At 52.0% G+C, this 3227-nt stretch carries 2 protein-coding genes; both read left to right on the top strand.

Annotated features, from left to right (window positions below):
- Positions 1 to 1794 (top strand): FdhF/YdeP family oxidoreductase (locus IGR76_00230; GenBank protein ID MBF2076975.1); only part of this gene is annotated, 1794 nt, incomplete at its 5' end.
- Positions 1795 to 1997: 203 nt separating this feature from the next.
- Positions 1998 to 3038 (top strand): fatty acid desaturase, encoded by a 1041-nt coding sequence (locus IGR76_00225; GenBank protein ID MBF2076974.1) that lies wholly within the window; start codon positions 1998 to 2000, stop codon positions 3036 to 3038.
- The last annotated feature ends 189 nt before the right edge of the window (positions 3039 to 3227 follow it).

The raw sequence follows: 3227 nt of genomic DNA, 5'->3' as shown, positions 1-3227 counted from the left end.
GGGCGATCGTCCAACGAGGCCGCTTTCTTGCTGCAACTGATGATGCGTGCCCTTGGGTCAAACAATCTGGCGGATTGCTCCGATCTCTGCCATGCTCCCTCCACCGTCGGACTTAAGAACGTATTGGGAACCAGCACCTCTACCGTGAGCTTAGAGGGTTTGCAACAGGCCGATTGTGTCGTGCTTACAGGTTCCAACGCGGCCTATAATCATCCCCGTTTAATGAACGAATTAATTAAGCTGCGCGATCGCGGCGGTCGGGTAATCGTGATCAACCCCATGCGGGAAGTGGGATTGGTGAAGTTCGGTTCGCCAGCCTTTCCCTTCACCTCTTTGCTTCAAGGCTCAGAGATTGCCTCTTTGTTCCTTCAACCGATTCCTGGTAGCGACGTTGCCCTCTTCACTGGAATCCAGAAAGCGCTGATTGAGCAGGATCGGGTGAATTACGAGTTTCTGAAGGCACACGTTGACGGGTGGCAACAGGTTCTCGACCAAGCGAAATGTCTCTCTTGGGAAGAAATTACCACTCTTTGCGGTATATCCCAACTGGAGATAGAAGCCGCAGCCAGGGCGATCGCCCAATCCCAACGAGTCGTTTTTGCCTGGGCGATGGGGATTACCCAACAGGCAAACGGCGTAGACAACGTGTATAGCATTGCCAATACCGCCTTAATGACGGGGAATGTTGGTCGTCCGGGAGCAGGATTGATGCCGATTCGCGGCCATTCCAACGTTCAGGGCTTCGGTTCAATGGGCGTGTCTATTCGCCTCAAAGAGAGTCTGCGCGAGGCGCTAGAAGGCTTGCTAGGGCGATCGCTCCACCTAAATCCGGGCTACCATGCACGGGCGCTGATTGATGCAGCAGATGCTCATCAGATTGATACTCTCCTCTGCGTGGGCGGCAATCTGTACGCCGCAAATCCTGACCTGACCCAAGCAAAACGGGCATTTGGCAACATTGATACCGTTATCTACCTCGCCACCAAGCCCAATCTCGGTCATTTCCACGGCATCGCCAAAGAAACCACGCTGCTCCTACCCGTGTTCAACCGCTTTGAGAATCCCCATAAAACGACGGTGGAATCGGGCAATAACTTTGTGCGCTTCAACAATGAGGGACAAACCCACTTGCGCGACGGAGACTTGATCTCAGAGGTTGAGTTTTTAACCGAACTGGCGCACCGGATTCACGGCGAATCCCCGATCCAGTGGCGAAACCTGCGCGATACGCGATATGTGCGTCAACTGATTGCGAAAAGCATTTCGGGCTACGAAAAAATCGGGGCGATCGATGAAACAGGGGAAGAATTTACCATTGCAGGCCGCATCCTAATCGAACCTAAATTTCCAACTCCGTCGGGTAAGGCGCACATGCAGGTTACGCCCATGCCCAATCTCACACTGCCAACTCCCGCCGATTTCGGTCTGCCTGCCGATCAGCCTGCTCTTATTGTTGCCCTCATGACCGGGCGCAGCTACTCCCAGCACAACACCGTGGTTTACAAGACAGGCGATCGCTATCGAGGAATGCCCCACCGTCACTGTATTTTGATCAATCCTCAAGACGCAGTTCAGACCGGATTTCAAGCCCATCAGCGGGTGACGGTGCGCGGCGATGCGGGAGAGCTGTCCAACATTGAGGTCATTCTGGGCGATATTCGGCCTGGGGCAGCGCTGATGTTCTATCCCGAAGCCAATGTGTTGTTCAAAGCTCGCATTGATGAACGGGCTGGAACACCCGCCTATAAACGGGTTCCCGTGGTCGTTTTCCCAGCGTCGGGTCTAAAGAGCTGATTTGGGGCAAACCCCGTATATCTCGGTAAGCATTTCTACCCCGTTGCATGGTATAAATGTAAAGGTTTTTAAAGCTTTCTCATGATTTAGATGAGATAAGCCTTTGCAGGCGGCCATCCGTTTTACGATTCCCCAGGTTTATTGCGGTGTCATGGTTGGCTTAGCCTTTCTATCCCATCTCATATGGAGAAAACCCCAACTACATGACTGCAACGACCGAAAATAATTCAACTCAGCAGTTCTCCCTTCGCGAATCTGGGCTTGAGCTTAGAGATATTATTAAAACTCTACCGAAAGAATGTTTTGAAAAGGATCGCCGCAAAGCGTGGGCTAAAGTAGTCCTTAGTGTTACGGCTGTTGCGCTTGGTTATCTGGGAATCGCTACACTTCCCTGGTATTTTCTCCCCATCACCTGGATTTTTACGGGAACGGCACTCACGGGATGGTTTGTAATTGGTCATGACTGTGGGCATCGCTCTTTTGCTCAGCGTCGATGGGTTAACGATTTAGTGGGGCATATTATGTTCCTGCCATTGCTATATCCTTTCCATAGCTGGCGGCTTATGCATGATCACCACCACCTCCACACCAATAAGATGGATGTGGACAATGCTTGGCATCCGTGGCGAGAGGAGGTGTATCTGGGTGAAAGCCCGGTCATGCAGTCGCTGTATCGTGGATTCCGAGGTCGCCTTTGGTGGATGGCATCGATCGCCCATTGGGCCGTATTGCACTTCCAGCCGTCTAACTTTGCGCTCCGCGATCGCGCCAAGATCCGCACCTCGGTTGCCGCCGTTCTTATCTTTTCAGCCATTTTATTCCCTGTTCTGATTGCCACGACTGGATTCTGGGGCGTTGTCAAGTTTTGGCTCATGCCCTGGCTGGTTTATCACTTCTGGATGAGTACCTTCACGCTCGTACACCACACGGCTCCCGATATCCAGTTCTATCCGACTGATGATTGGAATGCTGTAGATTCCCAGTTGGCAGGAACGGTTCACTGCACCTATCCCAAGTGGATTGAGGTGCTCTGCCACGACATTAATGTCCATATTCCTCACCATCTCTCGGTGGCGATTCCGTCCTATCGTTTACGGCTAGCCCATGAAAGCCTACGGGCGAACTGGGGTGAGCATTTGCAGGAAGAGACTTTCTCCTGGGCGATGATGAAAGAGATTGTGGATCACTGCCATCTCTATCATCCAGAGAACGCCTACCAGTCCTTTAAGGCCGTTCACAAATAGCTCTCTCTGGAGTCTGAATACTTGAGCGATCGCCCTTCCAGTGATGGAAGGGCGATTTCTATGCTGCTCTCTCTAATCGATGGAATACCCCACAAAGAAGATTTCGGAAGGGCGATCGCCTTCATACAGAACGAGGCACTGGTCTTCTAGTTCGTGATGTCTGTGAAGCCTCGTAATGTCAGGAATTCC

Source organism: Synechococcales cyanobacterium T60_A2020_003 (genome assembly GCA_015272205.1).
GTDB lineage: Bacteria > Cyanobacteriota > Cyanobacteriia > RECH01 > RECH01 > JACYMB01.
Note: the sequence above shows the minus strand (reverse complement) of the source record. Positions and strands in the feature narration are given on the sequence as shown.